This window comes from Bacillus mexicanus, from assembly GCF_050445615.1.
In the GTDB taxonomy this organism is placed as follows: Bacteria; Bacillota; Bacilli; order Bacillales; family Bacillaceae; genus Bacillus; species Bacillus mexicanus.
Map to the genome: position 1 here is coordinate 502,033 of NZ_JBCEYV010000002.1, position 21,265 is coordinate 523,297.

Annotated in this window: 19 protein-coding genes and 3 pseudogenes; 12 read left to right on the forward strand and 10 right to left on the reverse strand. The window is 41.8% G+C overall.

Annotated features, from left to right (window positions below):
• Both gerBB and gerBC read left to right on the forward strand, forming a co-directional pair.
• The gene (gene gerBB / locus AAGG74_RS12135; protein ID WP_429675630.1) at nt 1-1,107 is read left to right on the forward strand and encodes a spore germination protein GerBB; all 1,107 of its coding nucleotides are present in this window, start codon (nt 1-3) and stop codon (nt 1,105-1,107) included.
• Entirely contained in the window at nt 1,104-2,228 is a 1,125-nt protein-coding gene (gene gerBC, locus AAGG74_RS12140; RefSeq protein WP_429675631.1) for a spore germination protein GerBC, read from the forward strand. The genes gerBB and gerBC overlap by 4 nt, the downstream gene beginning before the upstream one ends.
• 36 nt (nt 2,229-2,264) lie before the next feature.
• On the opposite strand, the gene AAGG74_RS12145 is transcribed toward gerBC, so the two are convergent.
• Entirely contained in the window at nt 2,265-3,638 is a 1,374-nt protein-coding gene (locus tag AAGG74_RS12145; RefSeq protein ID WP_162103932.1) for a sugar porter family MFS transporter, read from the reverse strand.
• A gap of 329 nt (nt 3,639-3,967) precedes the next feature.
• On the opposite strand from AAGG74_RS12145, the gene AAGG74_RS12150 reads away from it, so the two are divergent.
• Entirely contained in the window at nt 3,968-4,954 is a 987-nt protein-coding gene (locus AAGG74_RS12150; RefSeq protein WP_162103931.1) for an LCP family protein, read from the forward strand.
• A 148-nt stretch (nt 4,955-5,102) separates the two neighbouring features.
• Entirely contained in the window at nt 5,103-5,963 is an 861-nt protein-coding gene (gene ywtE / locus AAGG74_RS12155) for a 5-amino-6-(5-phospho-D-ribitylamino)uracil phosphatase YwtE (protein ID WP_429675632.1), read from the forward strand.
• A 33-nt stretch (nt 5,964-5,996) separates the two neighbouring features.
• Here the strand turns inward: ywtE and AAGG74_RS12160 are convergent, their stop codons facing one another.
• The 5 genes from AAGG74_RS12160 to pgsB form a co-directional block, all read right to left on the reverse strand.
• Nucleotides 5,997-7,238 carry a C40 family peptidase gene (locus AAGG74_RS12160; RefSeq protein ID WP_429675633.1) on the reverse strand — a complete coding sequence of 414 codons (1,242 nt, stop codon included), beginning with the start codon at nt 7,236-7,238 and terminating at the stop codon, nt 5,997-5,999.
• A 145-nt stretch (nt 7,239-7,383) separates the two neighbouring features.
• Nucleotides 7,384-7,542 (reverse strand): extrachromosomal elements maintenance protein EdmS, encoded by a 159-nt coding sequence (gene edmS / locus AAGG74_RS12165; RefSeq protein WP_162103928.1) that lies wholly within the window; start codon nt 7,540-7,542, stop codon nt 7,384-7,386.
• A gap of 14 nt (nt 7,543-7,556) precedes the next feature.
• Entirely contained in the window at nt 7,557-8,699 is a 1,143-nt protein-coding gene (gene pgsA, locus AAGG74_RS12170) for a capsular polyglutamate synthetase PgsA (protein WP_429675635.1), read from the reverse strand.
• 18 nt (nt 8,700-8,717) lie between these two features.
• On the reverse strand, nt 8,718-9,167 hold the full coding sequence (gene pgsC, locus AAGG74_RS12175; RefSeq protein WP_003227889.1) for a poly-gamma-glutamate biosynthesis protein PgsC: 450 nt from the start codon (nt 9,165-9,167) through the stop codon (nt 8,718-8,720).
• Nucleotides 9,168-9,181: 14 nt separating this feature from the next.
• A complete protein-coding gene (gene pgsB / locus AAGG74_RS12180) occupies nt 9,182-10,363 on the reverse strand; it encodes a poly-gamma-glutamate synthase PgsB (protein ID WP_162103926.1) in 1,182 nt (393 codons plus the stop codon).
• 775 nt (nt 10,364-11,138) lie between these two features.
• On the opposite strand from pgsB, the pseudogene AAGG74_RS12185 reads away from it, so the two are divergent.
• From AAGG74_RS12185 to AAGG74_RS12205, 5 genes and pseudogenes are all read left to right on the forward strand, one after another.
• Nucleotides 11,139-11,981: pseudogene (locus AAGG74_RS12185) on the forward strand (LacI family DNA-binding transcriptional regulator).
• Nucleotides 11,974-12,855 carry a ribokinase gene (gene rbsK, locus AAGG74_RS12190; RefSeq protein WP_429675637.1) on the forward strand — a complete coding sequence of 294 codons (882 nt, stop codon included), beginning with the start codon at nt 11,974-11,976 and terminating at the stop codon, nt 12,853-12,855. The pseudogene AAGG74_RS12185 and the gene rbsK overlap by 8 nt, the downstream one beginning before the upstream one ends.
• 107 nt (nt 12,856-12,962) lie before the next feature.
• Nucleotides 12,963-13,112, forward strand: a pseudogene (locus AAGG74_RS12195) (hypothetical protein); the annotation flags it as partial.
• An 85-nt stretch (nt 13,113-13,197) separates the two neighbouring features.
• Nucleotides 13,198-13,734, forward strand: coding sequence for an SH3 domain-containing protein (locus tag AAGG74_RS12200; protein ID WP_429675638.1), 537 nt, complete (start codon nt 13,198-13,200; stop codon nt 13,732-13,734).
• A gap of 155 nt (nt 13,735-13,889) precedes the next feature.
• A pseudogene (locus AAGG74_RS12205) lies at nt 13,890-14,184 on the forward strand (DUF3892 domain-containing protein).
• 39 nt (nt 14,185-14,223) lie between these two features.
• On the opposite strand, the gene AAGG74_RS12210 reads toward AAGG74_RS12205, so the two are convergent.
• The 3 genes from AAGG74_RS12210 to alsS form a co-directional block, all read right to left on the reverse strand.
• Nucleotides 14,224-14,751 carry an NAD(P)H-dependent oxidoreductase gene (locus tag AAGG74_RS12210; protein WP_429675640.1) on the reverse strand — a complete coding sequence of 176 codons (528 nt, stop codon included), beginning with the start codon at nt 14,749-14,751 and terminating at the stop codon, nt 14,224-14,226.
• A gap of 97 nt (nt 14,752-14,848) precedes the next feature.
• Nucleotides 14,849-15,616 (reverse strand): acetolactate decarboxylase, encoded by a 768-nt coding sequence (budA, locus tag AAGG74_RS12215; RefSeq protein WP_429675642.1) that lies wholly within the window; start codon nt 15,614-15,616, stop codon nt 14,849-14,851.
• A 64-nt stretch (nt 15,617-15,680) separates the two neighbouring features.
• Entirely contained in the window at nt 15,681-17,393 is a 1,713-nt protein-coding gene (gene alsS / locus AAGG74_RS12220; RefSeq protein WP_162103920.1) for an acetolactate synthase AlsS, read from the reverse strand.
• 159 nt (nt 17,394-17,552) lie between these two features.
• On the opposite strand from alsS, the gene alsR reads away from it, so the two are divergent.
• The gene (gene alsR / locus AAGG74_RS12225) at nt 17,553-18,437 is read left to right on the forward strand and encodes an acetoin biosynthesis transcriptional regulator AlsR (RefSeq protein ID WP_162103919.1); all 885 of its coding nucleotides are present in this window, start codon (nt 17,553-17,555) and stop codon (nt 18,435-18,437) included.
• A 42-nt stretch (nt 18,438-18,479) separates the two neighbouring features.
• Here alsR and cotH read toward each other — a convergent pair whose 3' ends face one another.
• A complete protein-coding gene (cotH, locus tag AAGG74_RS12230; RefSeq protein WP_162103918.1) occupies nt 18,480-19,571 on the reverse strand; it encodes a spore coat protein CotH in 1,092 nt (363 codons plus the stop codon).
• A 142-nt stretch (nt 19,572-19,713) separates the two neighbouring features.
• On the opposite strand from cotH, the gene AAGG74_RS12235 reads away from it, so the two are divergent.
• Nucleotides 19,714-20,436 (forward strand): CotG/ExsB N-terminal domain-containing protein, encoded by a 723-nt coding sequence (locus AAGG74_RS12235; protein WP_429675645.1) that lies wholly within the window; start codon nt 19,714-19,716, stop codon nt 20,434-20,436.
• Nucleotides 20,437-20,605: 169 nt separating this feature from the next.
• On the forward strand, nt 20,606-21,223 hold the full coding sequence (locus AAGG74_RS12240; protein ID WP_162103916.1) for a flavin reductase family protein: 618 nt from the start codon (nt 20,606-20,608) through the stop codon (nt 21,221-21,223).
• Nucleotides 21,224-21,265 lie beyond the last annotated feature (42 nt).

Here is a 21,265-nt window from a genome sequence, read left to right on the forward strand (position 1 = left end):
ATGAAGAAATCAGAACATAAACTGACATTTATGCAGACAATGATTATGATCAGCAGCACACTGATAGGGGCAGGCGTCCTGACCCTTCCCCGCTCAGCTGCCGAATCCGATAGCCCGAGCGGATGGCTTATCATTCTGCTGCAGGGCCCTATTTTTATTGCCATCGCTCTGCTTTTCTTGCCTTTTCTTCAAAAAAACAGCGGGAAAACCATTTTTAAGCTTAACAGCATTGTAGCTGGGAAGTTCGTGGGTTTTTTATTAAATTTGTTTATCTCTCTTTATTTCATTGGGATTGTTTGCTATCAAGCACGTATTTTGGGAGAGGTAGTCGGATTCTTTCTGCTGAGAAATACGCCGATGTCTGTTGTGGTGTTTATCTTCCTTGCCGTTGCCATTTATCATGTGGGCGGGGGCGTTTATGCGATTTCAAAGGTCTATGCTTATATATTTCCTATAACCCTTGTTATTTTTATGATACTCCTGATGTTCAGTTTTCGCTTGTTCCAGCTTGATTACATCAGGCCTGTTTTTGAGGGAGGTTATCAGAGCTTTTTCGATTTAATTCCAAAAACACTTTTGTATTTCTCAGGATTTGAAATCATTCTGTACCTCATTCCGTTTATGAGAAACCCGAAGCAAGCAAAAAAAGCTGTCGCTTTAGGGATCATGACTTCCACAGTGTTTTACAGTATTACTTTATTAATCGTGATTGGCAGTATGTCTGTGGCTGAGGCCAAAACGGTAACATGGCCTACCATCTCTCTTATTCACGCTTTAGAAGTTCCAGGCATTTTTATTGAACGGTTTGATGTATTCTTACAGCTGACCTGGACCGCCCAGCAATTTGCCTGTATGCTTGGCTCCTTTAAAGGCGCCCATATCGGTTTAACGGAAATCTTTCATCTGAAAAATAAAAACAATGCATGGCTGCTTACGGCTATGCTGGCTGTGACATTTTTCTTAACATTATATCCTAAGCGCCTGAATGACGTATTTCATTACGGGACACTTCTTGGATATGCTTTTTTGATTGTAATCGCAATCCCATTCTTCATTTGGTTTTTGAACTGGATACAGAAAAAACTGGGAAGGGGGCAGCTTCAATGAAGACAATAATAAAGCTGGCGGCAATGTTTCTCATGCTGCAGGCGCTCTGCGGATGCTGGGATGTCAAAAATATTGAAAAGCTATCCTTCGCCAGAGGACTCGCAATCGATGAAACAGATCATCATCATTATAAATTAATGTATCAAAATCTTCTTCCCCAAAGTGAAAACAGCCAAGCTGCGGGAAAGCCTGAGTTTATCAATATGACATCTTATGGGAAAAATATTCTCGAAGCGATCAGTGATGTATCGATTAAGGATCCTCCTATTTACAGTGATCACTTGAAAGTGATTCTTTTAGGAGAACAACTGATGAAACATCAAAATATTGATCAAGTGTTAAATCACTTCATAAGAGATGATGAATTAAGACGAAGCAGTTATTTAATTGCTGCAAGAGGAAACGCCAGTGATCTTTTTGCTAAAGGCAGCTCAAATCAGCAACAGCCCATGCCTGTCGAAAAACTGATTGATTTGACAACTCACATGGGATATAACGGAAAAATTATGTTGCCTCTGCGAATCGGAAGAGCTTCTCTTTATTGCCAGAACCACTACAGCTTTCTCATCCAAGCGGCGAAAAAACAAAAGGGAAAAATTATGTATGACGGGGCAGGCATTATTAAAAGCCACAGCAATAAACTGATTGGATTTCTTTCAGCTGATGAACTCCAACCACTGACATGGGTCATGGGAACAATCCAAGGCGGCGTCTTGCCGGCGACAGACAAAGGACGTCCAATTACCTTTGAGATAAGCAAGTCAAAAACAAAAATTAAGCCGGAAATTAAAAATGGAAAGCCTGTCTTTCATATTTCTGTTAAAACAAAGGGCATCCTCACAGAAGACCAAAATCCAAATGAAGACTCCTTTAGTCAAAGCTATTTGAACAGACTGGGGCGCATTTTCGAGAAAAAACTTGAACGTGATGTGAAAAAGGTGATGGATAAATTGCAGCATGAGTATAAAGCTGATCCGGTCTTTTTATCTGAACGAGTCCGTGTTCAATATCCTGACTACTGGAATAAAGTAAAAGGGCATTGGGATGAAGTATTTGCTGAAGCTGATTTCAAGTATGATATTTCATTCGATATTGTTAATTTCGGGACAGTCGGAAAGTGAGCAATCAACGGGGTGCGCGATTACGCGCACCCTGTTTTATGTTTCGACAGTCTGCTGTTTTCCAGCCGAACCGCCCTGTCCGTTTTTATCTCGTAAATCCTGTTCAATTTCTTCAAGGCTTTTTCCCTTCGTCTCTGTCACTTTAAATCGGACAAATAAGAAGGACATCATACCGATGGCGGCATAAATCAGGAATAAATAACTGATGCCGATCGCTTCCATTAATATTGGATAGGTTAGTGAAACGATCAGTGTACCAACGTGCAGCATCAAAGTCGAGACCCCAGTCCCGATTCCTCTGACATGGAGCGGGAACAATTCAGGAAGCATCACCCAGACAACCGGGCCCCAGCTGACTGCAAAGACAACGATAAACACGCCTAAACAGATGACAGTTGTCCAGGAGGCAGCCGGTGTGTTATCGAAAAAGAGATTCACCAGCGCCAAAACGATTAAGCTGATCACCATCCCGGCATTTCCGAATAACAATAGCGGCTTTCTTCCAATCTTGTCGATGATTTTAATCGCTACTAATGTCATGAGAACATTAACTGTGCCGATTCCAACTGTTCCTAAAATCGAAGCGGAGTTTCCAAACCCGACGTTTGTGAAGGTTTTTGGCGCATAATAAATGATCGTGTTCGTTCCGATAAACTGCTGCAAAAACGCCAGTCCTAAGCCCGCAATTAACGCAGGGCGCACCCAAGGATCAAACAGCTCCTTCAAGCCGCCTTCATCTTGCTTTTCCGCTTCTTGAATATCATGTATTTCCTGATCAATATCTTTCGTACCACGCAATTTTTTAAGAATTTTCTTCGCTTTGTCCTCATCGCCGTTCGTGAACAGCCAACGGGGACTCTCAGGCATAAACAAAATCCCAATGAGCAAGAGCACCGACGGCACAGCGGCCAATCCAAGCATCCAGCGCCACGCTTCGGCATCTGCAAATATGTAATTGACAATGTAAGATAGAAGAATGCCGACTGTGATCATCAGCTGATTCAACGATGAGAGCGCCCCGCGTTTCTGTTTTGGCGCCAGTTCAGATAAATAGAGAGGCACGATTGTCGTCGATGTTCCGACAGCCAATCCTAAAATGATGCGAAATAACACCATAACTCCCGTATTCGGAGCCAATGCCACACCCAATCCGCCTATACAAAAAAGCAATGCGGCCGCCATAATGGCTTTTTTTCTTCCAAAACGGTCTGTCAGCTTGCCAGCCGCTCCCGAACCAATTATTGCCCCAACCAATAAGGAGCTGACAACAAGCCCTTCCGTAAATGCACTCAAGCCTAAGTCCTTTTTCATAAATAAAATAGCGCCAGAAATCACTCCAGTATCATACCCGTATAACGCGCCTCCAAGAGCGCCGAAAAAATAAAGCCATATATTTGACTGCTTTTTCATAAAAATGACTCCCTTTCTCCATCAGCTGGGATCAATTTGTCTGTGGCGTTTTTTAGAAATCTTTTAGCCTCTTTTTCTGACTATTAAACCTTTTCATTCTTGCTGGTGATAAATTTCCAATCATTCACTTGCATTTTTTCAACATGATCGAAACGTTTTATCTATTGCGGCGTCTAATATAAGGTGATTCGCACATCAAAAATAACTATTTTCAAGAATAGAATCTAATAAATATAGGAATATTTATCGAAAAATGTTTATTCAAGAGTTGCCCTGCTGCAAAATGAATGGTACGCTACAAATAGTAAAGAAACGAGAGGTATTGACATATGGAAGAACGATCAAAACGCAAAAAGAAAAAGAGAAAACTGAGAAAATGGGTAAAAGTTGTTGTTGGTTTAATCGCCTTTCTAGTCATTGTAGTAGGATCTGTCGGCGCCTACGCTTTTGTAAAACTAAACCATGCGTCAAAACAAGCCCATATTGACTTAAATGCTAATGGCCAATCCGTTAAACGCATTAAAGAGTTTGATCCGAAAAAAGACTCCTTCACTGTACTGCTTCTAGGAATTGATTCAAGAGATTCAAAGGGTGAGACAGTTAATGATGCTAGAAGTGATGCCAATGTGTTGGTTACCTTTAACCGAACAAACAAAACAGCTACAATGCTAAGCATTCCTAGAGACTCTTATGTGAATATTCCAGAATACGGATATGATAAATTTACGCATGCTCATGCATTTGGGGGCGTAAAAACCTCGGCAAAAACAGTAGAAAACCTGCTAGATATTCCAGTAGATTATGTAGTAGAAAGTAATTTTAATGCCTTTAAAGATGTGGTTGATGAGCTAAATGGTGTAAGTGTAGATGTAAAAAGTGAAAAAGTTGCTAATCAAATTAAAAAGGACACAAAAGGAAAAGTTGTGTTAAAACCTGGTGTCCAAACACTCGACGGTGAAGAGGCCCTTGCGTATGTAAGAACGCGAAAAGCCGATACAGACTTTCAACGCGGCCAAAGACAAATGGAAGTCTTAAATGCAATTATTAAAAAATCTAAATCATTAAGCTCTATTCCAGCCTATGATGATATTGTTGATAGTCTTGGGAAAAATCTAAAGATGAATTTATCATTAAATGATGCCATCGGATTATTCCCATTTATAACGTCTTTAAAATCAATTGATACTGAACAGCTTACCGGGTCAGACATGTATGCCTACAACCCTCGCGAAGGAAAAAGACTTTATTATTTAAAACTTGATGATGAAAAACTTGAAAAAGTAAAAACTGAACTAAAAGAAGCCCTAAATAACTGATTTTAACGGAATGGCAAAGGCCATTCCGTTTTTTTAGTTGAAAATGATCATAGTAACGTTTAGCCTTAATTTATATGGATGATGTTTCGCAGAAAAGCGGAACATACTACACCAAGCAGCTTTATTTTTAAGGAGGTTCCACCTGCATATGAAATGTATTGCGATTGATTTAGACGGTACACTATTGAATAAAGAGAGCGTGATTTCTGCAGAAAACAGAGCGGCAATCAAACGGGCTGTTGATGCCGGCATTCTCGTCACCATTTGCACAGGAAGGGCTACATTTGATGTAAAAGCATTACTGAAAGACTTGGACATCCCCATCATTGCGGCTAATGGCGGAACGATCCACGATACCGGTTACCGTTTAATCAGCCGAACATTAATGGATCAGGAAGCCGGAAAAGCAATCGCTGATTACTTACTGTCTAAACATATTTACTTTGAAGTATATACAGATGACTATCTGCTTTCTCCTTTTGACGGCGAAGCGAAGCTGCACGCGGAGCTTGATATCCTAAAGAGCGCAAATCCAAACGAAAAGACGGACGAATTATGGCAAGGAGCCATGACTCAGTTCAAACAGTTTGGCATTAAACCGATTCCTCATATCGAATCGGTCTTTGACGGCAGCGAAAATATTTATAAGCTGCTTTGCTTCTCATTTGATATGGATAAGCTGAAACAAGCGAAGGAAGAGCTGAAGCATCATAGCAAACTGGCGCAAACCACTTCTGGAAAACATATTATCGAAATCCTGCCGGCCAATTCAGGAAAAGGACGCGCGCTGACAAAGCTGGCTGACATATATGGGATTGAAACACGGGATATTTATGCGATCGGCGACAGTCCGAACGATTTGTCTATGTTTGAGGTCGCCGGACACCGTATCGCCATGGAGAATGCGATCGATGAATTAAAAGAAAAAAGCACCTTCGTCACAAAAAGCAATGACGAAAATGGTGTGGCCTACTTTATTGACCAGCTTCTCTCCGGCCAATATGCATAAAGAAAAGACTCCAGGCATTCTGGAGTCTTTGTCTTATTTTACCCGTATACTTCCCGCGTATTTATCCTTCCAATACGTGCTCGTGTTCATATTGGTGATGGTCACGCCGTTTGATAATGTGACATGAACAACTTGGCCATTTCCGATATAAATGGCTGGATTCAGGCTTGTGGATTGGAAGAACACAATGTCTCCCGGCTTCAAGTCAGCCTTTTTAATCTTTGTTCCTGCTTTGTACTGGCTTGCTGCGTACCGAGGCAGGGAAATTCCCGCTGCTTTCTGGTATACATACTGGACAAAACCAGCTGTATCAAACCCAGTCTTTGGTGACACTCCGCCTTTTTTATAAGGAACTTCTCCAATATAAAGCGTAGCTTCAGAAACGATCTTGTTTTCTTTCGGGATTGCCAAGTTGTCAAATCGGCGAATGCCTGTCATCTTCGATTTCCAGTACTCCCCTGACAAGTAGGAAATGGTCACTTTTTCTGACCGGCTTGCCTGAATAAACCTTCCTCCGCCTGCATAAATGCCTGCATGTGAAATTCCTGATTTATATGTGTTGCTAAAATAAATGACATCGCCAGGCTTTATGTTCTGAGGCGCCACCTTTTCGCCCGCTTCCCATTGCTGTTCGGCTGATCGAGGCAGATAAATGCCGAGTGCCCGCTGAAACACATACTGCACGAGCCCTGAGCAGTCAAAGCCCTCTGAAGGTGTATTGCCGCCAAACACATATGGAATGCCCATATATTTTTCTGCCTCCCGAACGACAGGAACATCCGCAATGGCCGGATCTGTTGCGATTCGTCTCGCCCCAAGATAAGAGCCGCTCCAATAGCTGCTTTTTTTGTAATTGGTGATGATGACCCCTTTTGATTGCGTGCTGTGAATCACCTGGCCGTCTCCGATATAAAGAGCGTTATGCGTCGCAATTGTCCCGCTGCTTCCCTCTTTCTTGAAAAACAAAATATCACCCGGCTTCACATCTTCAGACTTTATCGCCGTTCCGACTTTACTCTGATCCTTCACAGATCTCGGCAGATGAATATCTGCCTTATTGAAAACATATTGAATGAACCCTGAAGAATCGAAGCCCTCTTTCGGCGTTTCACCGCCGTATTTATACTGATACCCAAGCAGTTTTTTTGCTTCGCTGATTATCTGCTCAGATGACATATCAGCCTCTGCAATTTCCGCTTTTGTAATAATTGAACCAAAAAAAACAATGATGACTGCCACAAGCAAAAACCTCTTCCAGTTTGCTAGTGTCTTCACTTTTATTATCTCCTCCTCTTTTTTGCAATCTTAACATCGGTATTTTTTTGTATATATTAAGAGACTTGTTGATTTTTTTACATAATGAATGTGCCGGGCAAATAAAAAGAGAATGCCTCATCAGGCACTCTCTTTTTTGAATCATTTATTTGCTTGGTTCTTCTTGCTGCTGAATTTTATGCATTTCCGTATCAATCTTCTGCTTTTCCTGATCTGTCAGCTGATCATTGAATTTAAAAGCTGACATAAACATGAATACGATAGCTACGGCAACAAACGGCCAAAAGGCTTTGACAAATTTCATCTTTATCACTCCGATTATTTAGATTTTAGTTTGCCGCTATGATCAACATCAAACGTCAGTTTACCGTCTTCTACTTTCCATGAGAAATTAGAGTCTTTCGTGAGTTCACGAATAATTGTTTTTTGTTTAAAGCTGCCTTTTTTGACTGGTGCAGGTGTCGCTTCATGGATATCAATCGGCGTCACTTCAAAACGGCCTGTGCCGTTTTTCTTCAGGTGATACTGAACCAGCGCACTATCTCTCGTTCTTGTCCAGCCTTGATCAAAGACAAAGTTGCCGAGACTGTAGAAAATGACGGTTCCGTTATACACTTCAATCGGTTCTAAGACGTGCGGGTGATGGCCGACAATGATATCAGCTCCCGCATCAGACATGGCTCTTGCAAGCTGGCGCTGGCGGTCGTTTGGATCATTGTCATATTCTTGTCCCCAATGTGACTGCACCACAACGATGTCCGCACGTTGTTTCGCTTCTGAAATCATAGGGATGAAGACTTCAGGATCTGCGGGCAGTACGCCCGGCGTTTTCCTTTTAGCCCCAAAGCTTTTTCCAGATACATCGGTAAAACCGAGCGTCGCGATGGTCACCCCATTGACTTTCTGGTATGAAATTTTCTTTTTCGCATCATCCAGATTGTATCCTGCTCCAACGATATCAAGATTTTGCTTTGAAAATTCTCCAAGCGTATCTTTCATACCTTCCACGCCGTAATCCATTGAGTGATTGTTTGCGCTGTTGAGAACCGTAAAGTTCATATCCTTTAAGACTTTCACTGATTCCTTATTCGTCTGCAAATGAATCTTTTTCTTGGCTTGTTTATAATCCTTTTGATACGTTACCGTATTTTCAAAGTTCCCAGCTACATAATCCGAGCTTTTAAAGATCGGTTCAACATATTGAAAAACACTGTCTGCCCCTTTTTGTTTCGTTACTTTTTCAACATAACGGCCCATCATAATATCGCCGACAAAAGAGGCTGAGAGAACATCATCAGCATACGTTTTGACCTTTGGCTTTTCTGCTTTTCCCGCCCACATAAACGTGAACATGAGAACAAAAACGATCGGAATGGCAATAAATACGTGCTTGTTGGTTTTCTTTTTTTGCTGTTTTGTCAGCTTTAGCAGCTTTTCATGAAAGCTCAGTTCTTTTTTCATCGTTTGACACACCTTACATTAAATTAAGTAGTAAACAAACATGATAGCAAATGTCGCTCCGCTCAATAGCAGCGTGCTTCCGAACGTAATGGTTAACCCTTGTTTTTGAATGGTATTGGCAATTAAACCGGGCACGATGATGCCGATTCCTCGAAATTCCGCGATTTCAAATGGAACAATCGGGTATAGAAAATCAAACGCGATTTTCAGGACGATTCCCGTTATCAGCATGGCAGCGAATTTTCTGCGTCCGTACAAAATCATAAATTTGGATAAACCGTATTTCACAATGACATAAGTGAGCAGGCTGACTAACAATACGAGTAAAATAAAGACCGGCTGATTAAACACAAGTCCTAAATATCCCGGTACAACCAGTCCTGCCGGCACGATTCCTGTTTTTTCTGCAAAAATCAAACTGAGTAGCACACCTAAAATAAGTGCAATGTATAAATCTGATCCGAACATGTCTGCGTTTCCTCCTAGCTTACGAGCTGCTTAACCTTGTATTCGTGGATTTTTTCAATTAAAGGCTCTGCGGCGCCATGAATATTGCCGACGCCATATATGACACGGTTGTGCATTCTTTTCTTTAACAATTCCATAATTTCTTCTGTTGACTTGTACTCGAGATCATGCAGTTTATCTGCAGGAATTTTGCCTTCTTCATAGGCTTTTACGATTGGTTCTGTTGTTTCACCGATTAAGATCAATTCACTTGCTTCAATATAAGGCAATACGTCATTTGCGAATTGCTGTGTCCGATCGACACGGTCTGCGCGGCAGTTCATGATGATGATCGGATCATCGGTTGGGTACCCGATTTCTTTTACACGTTTCCATATATTCAAAGTAGAAGAAGCGTCGTTTGCGGCAAACCCATTAACAAAGTGCCCAGGCTCGCTCGGACTGATCAGCGGAAGAATTCTCATCGCTCCCGGATCTGGCGGCGCATTCAGCATTCCTTTAAACGCTGTTTCTTCGTCAATGCCGAGTGCTTGAGCCACACCCAGTGCAAGAGAAGCGTTATCTGGGAATACCATATATTCAAATTTACGCAAATATTCATCTGTTATTTTTGAGTTATCAGCAATGATGACTTTTGTGTTTCGTTCTTTTGCTTTTTGTTGAAAGAACTCAGTATATTCACTATCTGTAATGACAAGATGGCCATTATAAGGAATAGTAGCGGTAAACGCTTCTGCAATTTCATCAAGCGTCGGTCCCATGACATCCATATGATCTTCTAAAACGTTAACAATAACACCGATATTGGCTTGCAGAAGTTCATCCTGAAAGATAATTTGATAATCCGGGTTAACAGCCATACATTCACTGACGATAGCATTAGCCCCTCTTTCTACTGTTTCTTTCATTACTTCTTTTTGCTCTCCGATATTCGGTCCTTGAGGCTTCCGTTTAATCGGTTTTTCTTCCGGTGTGTCCCAGTAAATCATTCTTGCATCTGTCCCTGTTGTTTTCCCAACAGTTTTGTAACCGGCTTCTATTAATATTCCGGTTGTCAGCCTTGTCACAGTCGATTTTCCCCGAATGCCGTTAATATTCACTCGCACAGGGAGGGCATCAATGTTCTTCTGATGTCGTCGCTTTTCTAATATTCCGATGACCAGTATGACAGCACAGGCTATAATGAGTAACCACATTGCTTATCGACATCTCCTTCTATATTGTTGTAAATTCATTCATCAGTATATAGAATCACTATGATTTCTCAATCGGCATTATGTAACATAATCGCTCATGATTCACTGAGCCAAACTTCTCTTTTGAAAGAGATATTGTACCTACAATCCGCTTTCTTTTTTTGGAAAACAGCAGGACTTACACCTTACCCCTTTTTTTAAAAGTCGAAAGGAATGCGCTTTCATTATTCTCCTGACATGCTTCTGGACGTATAGTCTCACTTCACTGTTTACATTTAATATGCATTTCAAATCAATCTTTTTTTAAGCCCTGATTATCAAGCTTTTCTTGCTGTCATGCGTGTTTCCGGTTCTTATGAACACAAAATCGTTTCGTCTGTTTCTTAAGGACAAGGTCATCATGTCATCCTTTCTGCACGGAAGAGGGAAAAGCAGTCCTATTTCAAAATGACTATAGAGATCATATATGAAATTGCTAAATATAGAGGTCTGTATTCTCTAACATAATTAAACATTTTATAAGCGGATAGTCTTTCCCCGTTTTTCTCGTTTACAGGTCTAAACGCATGATTTTGAAACATTTTTAATAAAACTTAATATTTATTCAAGAATTCTTTATCCAAATTTGTGAAGATCGTGTCAAAAAAGAGCGAAAATCTTAAAATTTCATAATTTTGTATACAATTTATAATAGATTTCGATATTTTTATTGCCAACTTTTAATAGGTCATGATAACCTATTTTCGTAAACGGTTACATAATAGGGGGAACATTTTTGTCTACAATTAAAGACGTCGCCGGAGCGGCGGGAGTTTCAGTTGCGATGGTTTCCCGCGTCCTGAATTAACGGCGATGAAGAAGTTGAATGATTCCCCGAATGAAGCCTTTATAAAAGAGAATCCCGGCTGATCGGGTTTTTTCCCATATAGCCAAAACCCTTTCTTCCCGCAGCTGGCACGCGGCGCAGAGGATGAATTGAATCGAGAAGGATATCACCTTATCTTCAACAATAGTAATTAAAAAAGAACTTGAGTACCTTCAACCCTTTTAGCAAAATTATGTTGCAGGCACTATTGCCGCAACGATGAATTACCCGAATCTTGAGGAATACAGCGGCATAAAGCATCCAGTCATTTTTTTGGCAGAAAACCTGAAGGCGCTCCTTCTGTGTCCAGTGACGATTGTACAGGAGGAAAATTAGCAGCAAAACCATCACTCACGGAAAAAGACGGCTCATCGCTCTTCTGAGAGGTCCCGCCCATGTTAAACGGTGCTTTGGAGACCTTACAGCAGGCTGAATTGATTTTCAGGTCACTGAGACGGCTTTCTTTTCTTCTAAAAGCTCGTAATCAATGGCGAAAGGGCTATTTGCCGCTTATCATGAGACAGATGATGCGATAGCGAGTAATGATATTAAAGCCGCTGCAGTATTACATGAAGCATTAGATCGCGCAAAAAATGTGCCGAAGGACATTAAAATTCTCGGCTATGACGACATTGCGCAAAGCGAGCTGCTTTTGGGCACCATCAAAAAACAGGCGCTGACAGAAATGGCGATTCAAATGCCTGCACCTATATAAGAAGAAAGACGACAAGAAAGGAAGATCATGATGCGTAATATTTGTGTGATTGGAAGCTGTTCTATGGATATAGTGGTCACCTCAAACAAACGCCCAAAAGCTGGAGAAACGGTGCTTGGCACATCGTTGCAAACGGTGCCCGGCGGTAAAGGAGCAAATCAGGCCGTTGCTGCTGCAAGACTCGGAGCACATGTGTTTATGGTCGGCAAGGTTGGAGATGATCATTATGGAACAGCCATTTTGAATAACTTAAAAGCAAATGGCGTTTGCACAGACTATATCGAATCGGTTACACATAAAGAAAGCGGAACCGCCCATATTGTGCTTGCTGAAGGTGATAACAGCATTGTCGTCATCAAAGGGGCAAACGATGACATCACTCCTTCATATGCGATAAACGCGCTTGAACAGATTGAAAAAGCCGACATGGTCCTGATTCAGCAGGAAATTCCGGAAGAAACGGTTGATGAGGTGTGCAGTTACTGCCATTCTCATGACATTCCGATCATGCTAAACCCGGCACCAGCCCGCCCGTTGAAACAAGAAACAATTGATCATGCCACCTATCTCACGCCGAACGAACACGAAGCATCACTCTTATTTCCTGATCTTACCGTTTCCGAAGCCTTGGCGCTTTATCCGGCGAAGCTCTTTATTACGGAAGGAAAACAAGGCGTCCGCTATTCAGCCGGAAGCAGGGAGCGTCTCATCCCGTCCTTCCCTGTTGAGCCCGTTGATACAACCGGAGCCGGAGATACCTTTAACGCAGCCTTTGCTGTGGCACTGGCTGAGGGAAAAGACATTGATGCCGCACTGCGGTTTGCCAATCGTGCCGCCTCCCTTTCCGTCTGTTCCTTCGGTGCGCAAGGCGGAATGCCCACAAGAAATGAAATTGAAGAGCTGCTGTCCTGAAAAACAGCATACTGACGGCCGTCTTACCAAGCTGTTAGCCGCCCCTGGCTATACTGACAAAGTTGTGATCACAGATGCAGGGCTGCAAAATCCATTCCCACTTCTATAGAAAGCTCTCAGCCACTGTCGCTCAGCAGCCTGAATTGATCGGTAAACCGGCCATAGAAGCAGCCGATAATGTTTTGCGCGGACAACAAGTGAAAGCCTGTCGAACGAAAAACATAAAAATAATGGCTGCGGATCAGATGTTCATCTGATCTTTTTTGATGTTTAGGAATCTGTGAAAACGTGAATAGGGATATAAAATGAAAATTATTTCTCTTACGTGAGGAGAGGAACGAAATGAACAAAACAACAAAAATACTATCAACTTTAGCACTTGCAGCCGGAATGACTGCAGCTTCTGCAGGGGGCGCAAGCACGATTCATGCACAACAGCCAGACACAGCTGTAAGTATTGATGATTTATATAGCTATCCGATTGATTCTTATTTGGTGTCAGCAGAGGCGCTAAATGTCAGACAAAAGGCTTCCGCATCAAGCAAGAAAGCCGATACGCTGCACTTAGGCGACAGCTTAAAGCTGATCTCCTTCGCAAACGCTGACTGGGCAAAGGTTCATTATAAAAACGGAAAAACAGGCTTTGTCTCTACTCATTACATTGTAAAAGCAGCGACCACCGTAAAAACCAAAACAAAAACAAAGGTATATTCATCTGCTGAAGGAAAAAGCATCAAGACTATCCCCGCAGGCACAAGCGTTTCTTTTTTAGGCTGGAGTAAAACGAAAAAAGGCGGTTTTGATTTTAACTGGGTGAATGTTGATTATGGCGGTGCGACAGGTTATATGAAAACAAAGGATTTACACATGACAAAATAACTCAGAGGGATTCCTTTTTATACGGAATCCCTTTTATTTATGTATAGATTTGTCACATCTCCAAGATATTTCTCAGGAAATATTGTCATAAGCTGTGTCGAAACCGTACATGATTATCGACATTTTTGCTCACGTTACATATTGGAGGTGTGAATATGAATCAATTTGAAGCGGCGTATGAATCGTATAAAACCCGGCAAACAACTTGCCGACCAGCAAACTATTTCCGAAAAAGAAGAAATTATCGCCGTTAAAAGAAATGAAGAAAATAATATTATTGCAGTAAAAACAAACGAGGGAAGAGAGCTTGACTATCCCACTGCGCTTTCAGAAGCAAAAGCGGGCAAACTCGCTCATGTTGATGTTTTTTATAAATATGGACGTGACATTTTGAGAAGTGAACCGGACGGCATAAAAGAAAATAACCTGTCCGAGCTTCCGGATTTTTAATCATAAAAAGCCCTGCCGCATGCCGGCCAGGGCTTTCTTTTAAGCAAAAGGCTTCTGAATGTAATCGGCTAACCGTTTTGCACTGAGAGAAATATCCTCCACACTGGCATAAGACACGCCATAGAACACATATGGCGGGAGGTATTTCATACCAGTCAGATTGCTCGTAGCCTGAAATGGTTTCAAAAGCTCACTGATTGAGTAATGATTAGCCCCGCCAGCCTGATATTTTTCTGCTTCGGCGCCAGTTGAAATAGCCAGCATCAGTTCCTTACCATGCAAGGCGTTTCCTTCTGAACCGTAGGCCCAGCCATACGTCAGCACAAGATCCTGCCATTTTTTCAAGAGGGGCGGAGAACTGTACCAATAAAGCGGAAATTGAAAGACAATTCGGTCGTATTGCTCGCACAACTGCTGCTCCTTCGCAACATCTATCGCTTCATCGGGATATTCCCTATAAAGCTCCCGTACTGTGATATTGTCATGTTGACTTAATTCCTCTGTCCATGCTTTATTAACAACTGAGTTTTCCATATCAGGATGAACTGCTAAAACCAATACTTTCATCAGACCACACCCTTACCCTTTTGGCGTTATTTTATCCAAAGCCAGTAAAAGTTTCAAATAAAAAGAAAGCCTCCGCACAGGAGGCTTTCTTTTTTCTTTATTCAGGGCTTCCTTCAGTTGTTTCGATATCTTTAGCAAAATCAGGATTATCCAAATTCGCATTAAAGAAATCAGCAGTATTCGGAAGTCTGAGATTCATGTTCATTTTTTTAGAAATCGTAACCGTGCAATCCTCAAGCACATAGTCAAAAACGTGTCCGCCTGAATTGCGTTCTTCGTCAATGAAGTGCAGGTGATAGCCAGAAACAGCGATTCCATTAGCGTAGGAAGGTGTTAAGAAACCTACGATCGTTCCTCTCACATTGTCGAAGTTGAAAATCGGTTGTGTTTTGACAGCTTCAACCATCGGCACATAAGGTTTTTCTTGCAGTTCTACCGTTCTTGTCTGCACTTTTTTAAACAATCCGTCAATGCGGATAGCGTAAAATAAATTTTTGCTTGGCAGAATGCTGTTGATCTCTTTTTCAAATTCTTCACGTGTTGTTTTCGCATCAATTTTGTGCGTCATGTCCGGTGTGAAGAACGTAAATGAACAAAATGGAGAACGATCTCCGTCTTGGACCGGTGTCGCAGTTCCGTCTGATCGGAGACGGTAAAATTCACCGTCAAATCCAATCAGCTCACCATCAAGCTTATTAAAGGTCCCAATACCGAAGTCTCCGTATTTTGGAATCTCTGACAGTTCAAAATCTCCGTCATATACTGCATCTAAAAGAGAAGTCATTGTTGATACTTGATAAATCTGGCTCACAGGCTGATCTTTCTGGCCGCGGCTGAGCACTTGAGTATTGCTTTCGCCTTTCATAATTCCCTTCACTCCTTTTATTTGGTTCTGTTTATAAAACAGGTGGTGACGCGCAGAGTGAGTGCTAGAGAGCTTTCGTTTTCATGAGTTCCCCGAATTCTTTCGGAAGCTTATCACTTGCTAAATTAACGTTATCACTGTAGTCAACCGGTATATCAATGATGACAGGACCCTCAGCGTTCATACCTTGACGCAGTACATCTGCCAGCTGGTCTGGTGATTCTACACGCAGGCCAGTTGCTCCGAAGCTTTCTGCATATTTCACGAGATCGATATTTCCAAAATCGACCGCAGATGTACGATTATATTTTTTTAATTGCTGGAATGCAACCATGTCATATGTGCTGTCATTCCATACAATGTGTACAATTGGTGCTTTTAAACGGACTGCTGTCTCTAATTCCATTGCTGAGAATAAGAAACCGCCGTCACCAGAGACGGATACTACTTTTTCTCCCGGTTTCACCAATGAAGCGCCGATTGCCCAAGGAAGCGCTACGCCGAGTGTTTGCATGCCGTTACTGATCATTAATGATAATGGTTCATAGCTGCGGAAATAACGTGACATCCAAATCGCATGTGAACCGATATCGCACGTTACTGTAACATGGTCATCGACTGCGTTTCGCAATTCTTTCACGATTTCAAGAGGATGCAATCTGTCTGATTTCCAATCAGCAGGCACCTGTTCACCTTCATGAAGATATTGTTTTAAGTCAGAAAGGATCTTTTGCTCACGTTCAGCAAAGTCCACTTTCACAGCGTCATGTTCGATATGATTGATCGTAGATGGAATATCGCCGATCAACTCCAGCTCCGGCTGGTAAGCATGATCAATATCTGCCAGAATTTCATCTAAATGAATGATTGTCCGGTCTCCATTGACATTCCAGAATTTCGGATCATATTCGATTGGATCGTAGCCTATTGTCAGAACAACATCAGCCTGCTCAAGCAGAAGATCGCCCGGCTGGTTGCGGAATAGTCCGATTCGGCCGAAGTATTGATCCTCTAAATCTCTCGTAAGAGTACCTGCAGCTTGATAAGTTTCCACGAATGGCAGCTGAACCTTTTTCAACAGCTTGCGAATTGCTTTAATCGCTTCCGGTCTTCCGCCCTTCATGCCGACTAATACGACAGGAAGTTTCGCTGTTTGGATTTTTGCAATGGCCGCGCTGATTGCATCATCGGCAGCAGGACCAAGTTTTGGCGCTGCGACAGCACGCACGTTTTTTGCGTCTGTAACTTCATTGACAACATCTTGCGGAAAGCTCACAAAAGTGGCCCCAGCCTGACCTGCTGACGCTATCCTAAATGCATTTGTAACAGCTTCCGGTATGTTTTTTACATCTTGAACTTCTACACTGTATTTTGTAATCGGCTGAAATAGCGCCGCATTATCCAAAGATTGATGTGTCCGTTTGAAACGATCTGCACGGATCACGTTCCCAGCTAGTGCAACAACAGGATCACCTTCAGTGTTTGCTGTCAGCAGCCCTGTAGCTAAATTAGAAGCACCTGGTCCTGATGTGACTAACACAACTCCCGGTTTTCCAGTTAAACGCCCGACTGCCTGCGCCATAAATGCTGCATTTTGTTCATGCCGAGCAACGATAATTTCTGGCCCTTTATCTTGTAAAGCGTCAAATACCGCATCAATTTTTGCACCTGGAATGCCAAATACATGTGTGACACCTTGCTCCACTAAGCAATCAACAACAAGCTCCGCCCCTCTGCTTTTTACAAGGGATTTTTGTTCTTTTGTTGCTTTTGTCAACACCCTCACTCCTTATTATGCATTTTAAACATAAAATTTTAAATATTTCTTGTGATACTTTTCACTATACACTCTTTGGAAATTGACCTCCAATATCGATTCGCCTTATGATTAATATGTATTACGAATTATTAACCTATGGAAAGGAATGCATATTGAATGGAGCTTCGCCATCTTCAATACTTTATCGCAGTAGCCGAAGAGCTTCATTTCGGAAAAGCTGCCCGGCGGCTGAACATGACACAGCCTCCCCTCAGCCAGCAGATCAAACAACTGGAAGAAGAAGTCGGGGTGACACTTTTAAAGAGGACAAAACGATTTGTTGAGCTAACCGCGGCTGGCGAAATCTTTTTAAATCACTGCCGGTCAGCTTTGATGCAAATCAGTCAAGGAATTGAACTTGCCCAGCGGACGGACCGGGGCGAACACGGGCATCTCGTTATTGGTTTTGTCGGATCAGCCACCTATGAATTTCTGCCGCCGATCATCCGGGAATACCGAAAAAAGTTCCCATCTGTAAAAATTGAACTGAAAGAAATCGTTTCTTATCGGCAGCAGGAGGATTTACTCAAGGGAAATATCGATATCGGCATTCTCCATCCGCCATTAGAGCATCCCGAGCTACAAATTGAAAAAACCCAGAGCAGTCCATGCATCCTGGCATTGCCGAAGCAGCATCCGCTTGCATTAAAAGAATCAATTGACATTACCGATTTGGAAGACGAACCGATTATCACCCTTTCCAAAGAAGCGTGGCCCACACTATATAACGACTTTTCAAAGCTCTGTGAAGACGCAGGTTTTGTGCCGAATATCGTTCAAGAAGCGACAGAATATCAAATGGTGATTGGGCTGGTAACAGCGGGCATCGGCATTACCATTGTCCCCTCCTCGGCCAGAAGGCTGTTTAATCTGGATGTCACGTATCGCAGCGTTGATCATTTTCAGCTCAAAGCGGAATGGGTGATCGCATATCGAAAAGACAGCCAAAACCCTGTATTAAGGAAGTTTGTCGAAATATCCAAATCATTAAATGAACGATAAATAAAAAAGGCGCTCCGTTCTCCGGAATCCGCCCGTTTATCATCAGGATAAAAGATCAAGCTCACTTTTGAGGTAATCAGCTCTTTTTATAATATAGTCGCAAATCACATCTGGCTCACGGTCAAAACGCTCAATATCATTCTTTTTATATGGGTCCATCAGAACAAACGGCCTGATTTTCTCATATATCGCCATTATTTTCGGTTTCATATATTCTATTGTAAAAAGAGATTGGAGCGTTTTTTCTAACAGATGCTTATAGGCCTTGCGAAATTCGGGTACATCCAAAACCCGGGCGGTTAGTGTATTAAATCCTTGAATTCTTACATAATCGGCAGCCATCCGCTCCCCATGGATATCCCTGCCCCAAGTCGCATCATAATCCCAAGGAATCACCTCAAATAATCCTGTTTCACTGCTTCTGTACAATGAGTAGTTGTGGACAAAGCCATCATAGTTTGAGGTGAATACAATGCCGGCGAGCCAGCGCAAATATTTATCTACATCTACATGTTTTGTCACTTCTGATTTAAATTGAGCTTTAGGGACAGTATTAATTTTGAAGATCATATCCTGTAAATAAAAATCGTCTTCCTCAGTCCCTGTCTTCTTTTCATATCCATGCTCAAGCGACGTCTTTGTTTCCCTTTCTAAGTCGCTCATCAGAGAGAAATTAGCATCATCATCTACCGCGTAAAAAATCGCACCATCCGCCAGCTTCCTTTTCGCTAAATAATATTCATCGACGGATTCCAGTTCAAGATAAACCCCTTCATTTTTCCCATTCAACTTCACAAACACAAACTCTGCCTTTGGAGACAGCGTCCCAAGCTCAGCAAAAAAATCCAGAGACAATTTGTTTCTCATCATGGAAGGATCTTTATACTCCGCATTTAAGTGAACCTCTCGTGCGCCGCGGAAAGTTTTCGGCTGGTAAAACGAAATATGGTATGACTTCTTTTTGAAGTCTCTGATATGGGAGCCCCGATAAGCGATGTCAATATCCATCCTTTTTTGATTGACCTTCAACACAGCTTCCACTGGCTCATCGTCCCATATGTCCTTTTTTAATTCACGCAAATCTTTCGGATGAACAAACAGCTGATAAAGCGGCAAATTAGATTGATTCTTCATCCATGATCCTCCTAACAAATTTTAGGCTTTTATTTTTGTGAGATATCAGCGGAACACTTATACACTTTTTTAAACCGTGCGTACTATGAGTGTAGTAAGGATCTTCATCCTTAACATCATTTTTAAAAAGGAGGATATCAAATTGGGCCACTATTCCCATTCTGACATCAAAAAAGCGGTGAAATCTGCAAAAAAAGAAGGGTTAAAGGACTATTTGTATCAAGAGCCTCATGGAAAAAAATGCAGTCATAAAAAATCGCACCACTCTCACAAAAAGTCATACTCTTCTCATAAGAAGTCACACAGCTACAAAAAATCGTACTGCTCTCACAAAAAATCTCGCAGCTACAAAAAATCATACTGTTCTCACAAAAAATCTCGCAGCTACAAAAAGTCATACAGTTCTCGTAAGAAAACATATCTAAGCCACAAAAAAGCATACTGCTCTCACAAGAAAAAATATCAAAGCTACAAAAAGTCATATTCTCACAAGAAAAAATCCCGCAGCCATAAAAAGTCATACTCTCACAAGGAAAAATCTCGCAGCCATAAAAAGTCATATTCTCACAAGAAAAAATCTCGCAGCTACAAAAAGTCATACCGTTCTTACAAGAAAAAATCTCGCAGCTACAAAAAGTCATACTGTTCTCACAAGAAAAAATCTCGCAGCTATAAGAAGTCATACTGTTCCCACAAGAAAAAATCTCGCAGCTATAAAAAGTCATGCCGCACACAGAAAAAACCATATTGCTCCCATAAGAAAAAATCCTATAAGAAACACTACAAAAAAGAAGATGATTATCATAGCAAAAAAGAGTTCTGGAAAGACGGCAATTGCTGGGTAGTCAAAAAGAAATACAAATAAACAGAAATTTCATCTCAATAGGCTGCCGGCAAATGCACGGAGCCTATTTTTCAATTTTCCCTTTATTAGATATATGCCATGACATAACATATGCAACCCGCATCATTTGGTTTCCTTGAAACCATTTCGTTATAATCAAGGTATTCTAATCATAAAGGCGGTTGTTGCTATGTACATATTTAAAGCGGATCAGCTTAATGCCAAAGACACATACAAGCTATTATCAGGTGCTGTCATTCCCCGTCCCGTTGCATTTGTAACCACCCTTTCTTCAAACGGAGCGGTAAATGCCGCACCTTTCAGTTTTTATAATGTGGTCAGTTCAGATCCTCCGCTTCTCAGTGTCTCTGTTAACAGAACCGAAGGACGTCAAAAAGATACTGCCCGAAACGCAGTAAAAACCGGAGAATTTGTTGTTCATGTCAGTGATGAAGCTATTATTGAAGATATCAATGAAACGGCGGCAAGCATAGGGCCGGACGAAAGCGAACTCACGCGCACCTCGCTTCATTCCGTCGAAAGCAAAAGCGTTTCAGTTCCCGGCATTAAGGAAGCACGCATTCGATTTGAATGCACATTAGAGCGGCATATCACGTTTGATAATGACCAAGGTGTGACCACAGCAGATTTGCTTATCGGCAGAGTGGTCTGCTTCCACCTCGATGAAAAGGTGTATGATGCGGAAAAAGGGTATGTTTTGGCGGATGAATTAAAGCCTGCCTCAAGGTTGGCGGGAAACCACTATGCGAAGCTGGGCGAAGAATTTACGCTGATTCGTCCGAGTTAAAATAAGGAGGACTATTTAAATAGAAGAAACTAGTCAATAAGA

Excerpts from the sequence above, each read along its gene's own strand:
- gerBB (WP_429675630.1), top strand. The coding sequence starts at position 1 with ATGAAGAAATCAGAACATAAACTGACATTTATGCAGACAATGATTATG.
- gerBC (WP_429675631.1), top strand. The coding sequence starts at position 1,104 with ATGAAGACAATAATAAAGCTGGCGGCAATGTTTCTCATGCTGCAGGCG.
- pgsB (WP_162103926.1), bottom strand. The coding sequence starts at position 10,363 with ATGTGGTTACTCATTATAGCCTGTGCTGTCATACTGGTCATCGGAATA.
- AAGG74_RS12150 (WP_162103931.1), top strand. The coding sequence starts at position 3,968 with ATGGAAGAACGATCAAAACGCAAAAAGAAAAAGAGAAAACTGAGAAAA.
- AAGG74_RS12145 (WP_162103932.1), bottom strand. The coding sequence starts at position 3,638 with ATGAAAAAGCAGTCAAATATATGGCTTTATTTTTTCGGCGCTCTTGGA.
- cotH (WP_162103918.1), bottom strand. The coding sequence starts at position 19,571 with ATGAAGAATCAATCTAATTTGCCGCTTTATCAGCTGTTTGTTCATCCG.
- rbsK (WP_429675637.1), top strand. The coding sequence starts at position 11,974 with ATGCGTAATATTTGTGTGATTGGAAGCTGTTCTATGGATATAGTGGTC.
- AAGG74_RS12240 (WP_162103916.1), top strand. The coding sequence starts at position 20,606 with ATGTACATATTTAAAGCGGATCAGCTTAATGCCAAAGACACATACAAG.
- AAGG74_RS12210 (WP_429675640.1), bottom strand. The coding sequence starts at position 14,751 with ATGAAAGTATTGGTTTTAGCAGTTCATCCTGATATGGAAAACTCAGTT.
- pgsC (WP_003227889.1), bottom strand. The coding sequence starts at position 9,167 with ATGTTCGGATCAGATTTATACATTGCACTTATTTTAGGTGTGCTACTC.
- pgsA (WP_429675635.1), bottom strand. The coding sequence starts at position 8,699 with ATGAAAAAAGAACTGAGCTTTCATGAAAAGCTGCTAAAGCTGACAAAA.
- edmS (WP_162103928.1), bottom strand. The coding sequence starts at position 7,542 with ATGAAATTTGTCAAAGCCTTTTGGCCGTTTGTTGCCGTAGCTATCGTA.
- AAGG74_RS12200 (WP_429675638.1), top strand. The coding sequence starts at position 13,198 with ATGAACAAAACAACAAAAATACTATCAACTTTAGCACTTGCAGCCGGA.
- alsR (WP_162103919.1), top strand. The coding sequence starts at position 17,553 with ATGGAGCTTCGCCATCTTCAATACTTTATCGCAGTAGCCGAAGAGCTT.
- budA (WP_429675642.1), bottom strand. The coding sequence starts at position 15,616 with ATGAAAGGCGAAAGCAATACTCAAGTGCTCAGCCGCGGCCAGAAAGAT.
- ywtE (WP_429675632.1), top strand. The coding sequence starts at position 5,103 with ATGAAATGTATTGCGATTGATTTAGACGGTACACTATTGAATAAAGAG.